Origin of the sequence: Sneathiella sp. (assembly GCF_029233945.1) — a bacterium.
Taxonomy (GTDB): Bacteria; Pseudomonadota; Alphaproteobacteria; order Sneathiellales; family Sneathiellaceae; genus Sneathiella.
On the sequence record NZ_JARGOQ010000007.1, the window covers coordinates 86,625 to 88,635 of the forward strand.

The window sequence follows — 2,011 nt, forward strand, 5'->3', positions numbered from 1 at the left end:
ACCGGGATTAAGGTTGTTGACCTTCTCGCGCCCTACGCCAAAGGCGGTAAGATTGGCCTCTTCGGTGGTGCGGGTGTGGGCAAGACGGTTCTGATCATGGAGTTGATCAACAACGTTGCCATGGGTCATGGCGGGTATTCGGTGTTCGCCGGTGTGGGTGAGCGTACCCGTGAAGGTAATGACCTCTACTATGAAATGATTGAAGGCGGCATTATCGACCTTGAAGGCGACAAATCGAAAGTGGCGCTTGTGTACGGTCAGATGAACGAACCTCCCGGAGCGCGCATGCGTGTTGCTCTGTCCGGCCTGACACAGGCGGAATATTTCCGCGACGTTGAAGGTCAGGACGTTTTGTTCTTTATCGACAATATCTTCCGCTTTACGCAGGCTGGCTCCGAAGTGTCCGCGCTGCTCGGCCGTATTCCTTCTGCTGTGGGTTATCAGCCGACGCTCGCGACTGACATGGGCGCGTTGCAGGAACGAATTACCTCAACCAACAAAGGCTCGATCACCTCGGTGCAGGCCATTTACGTTCCGGCCGATGACTTGACCGACCCGGCACCGGCTACTTCCTTCGCCCATCTGGACGCGACGACCGTTCTGTCCCGTCAGATCGCGGAGCTTGGTATTTATCCGGCTGTGGACCCGCTCGACTCTACATCTCGTATGCTTGACCCGGCAGTTGTTGGGGATCGGCATTATGCGATTGCGCGTGAAGTTCAGGAAACACTGCAAACCTATAAGTCGCTGCAGGATATTATCGCCATTCTGGGTATGGATGAGCTGTCGGAAGAAGATAAGCTTATCGTTGCCCGTGCCCGTAAGATCCAGCGTTTCCTCAGCCAGCCGTTCCACGTGGCCGAGGTATTTACGGGTTCTCCCGGTAAATTCGTGAAGCTTGAAGAAACGCTTGATGCATTCGAGAAAATCGTCGCCGGTGAGTATGACGAACTTCCCGAAGCTGCCTTCTATATGTGCGGCGGCATCGAAGAAGTGCTTGAGAAGGCGAAGAAACTGGCGGCGGAAGCTGCTTAATTATCGCCGCCTGAAGGAGTATTGAGATGGCTGACATGATCACCATGGATCTGGTATCTCCCGAAAAGCTATTGCTTTCGGATGAGTTTGAAATGGTTGTGCTGCCGGGTGCCGAAGGGGACTTCGGCGTTCTGGCCGGTCATTCGCCGATCACCTCTTCCTTGCGCCCCGGTGTCATCAGCATCTATGAAGGGGATAAGGAAACGGATCGTATTTTCGTCAATGGCGGCTTTGCGGAAGTATCCAACGATAAGCTGACAGTTCTTGCGGAAGAAGCCATCTATGTGGCTGACCTTGATCGTAGTAACCTGGAACAGCGTATCCAGAACGCTCGTGAGGACGAAGAAGATGCGAAGGATGATGAAGCCCGCCGCCGCGCAGCGGAGAATCGCGATCACCTGCAGCAGCTGCTGGACGCGATGAATTAATTGAGGCCACTATATCTCATTTAAAAGAGGCCTATTTGGCCTCTTTTTTATTGCCTGAAAAGCTATTCCGAGGGAAATGTATAAGGACGTTGGTCTCTTGACTAAATTTGGATCTGGTAACGAGCTTAGGTGTAGCGCCTGGCTTTCACAGAGGAGTTAGAGATAACTTATGCGGCATCGGGAACTTGGGCAGAAGGTAATTGTTATTGGTAGTGGTTTTGCCGGGTTACTTGCTGGACGCGTTCTGGCGGATTACTTCCGGCAGGTCACCATAATTGAAAGGGACGCTGAGCCAAAAGAGCCGGGACCGCGCAAGGGCGTTCCTCAAGGGCATCATATTCACGTCCTGCTAAAAGCCGGAGAGCAAGTGCTGTCGGATCTGTTTCCGGGCATAACGGATGATCTGCTCCTGGAGGGGGCGACGAAGGCGGTTCTTGGCAAGGACGTCCGCTGGCATTTGGCGGGTAACTGGTTGCCGCCTTTTGACGAGGGGATGACCACTTTCTTTCAATCCCGGCCGATGCTGGAACATGTATTACGCTCCCATG

General features: G+C 53.5%; 2 protein-coding genes and 1 pseudogene. All 3 read left to right on the forward strand.

Features of this window, described 5'->3' with window-relative positions; all coding sequences use genetic code 11:
* Nucleotides 1-1,035: F0F1 ATP synthase subunit beta (gene atpD / locus P1U71_RS04095; RefSeq protein ID WP_301104280.1), on the forward strand; the 1,035-nt coding region annotated here is incomplete at its 5' end.
* 26 nt (nt 1,036-1,061) lie between these two features.
* Entirely contained in the window at nt 1,062-1,463 is a 402-nt protein-coding gene (locus P1U71_RS04100; protein ID WP_301104281.1) for a F0F1 ATP synthase subunit epsilon, read from the forward strand.
* Between the two features lie 169 nt (nt 1,464-1,632).
* Nucleotides 1,633-2,011: pseudogene (locus P1U71_RS04105) on the forward strand (FAD-dependent monooxygenase); the annotation flags it as partial.

What these genes read in the sequence shown, in the direction of transcription:
- P1U71_RS04100 (WP_301104281.1), top strand. Translation starts at nt 1,062, where the DNA reads ATGGCTGACATGATCACCATGGATCTGGTATCTCCCGAAAAGCTATTG.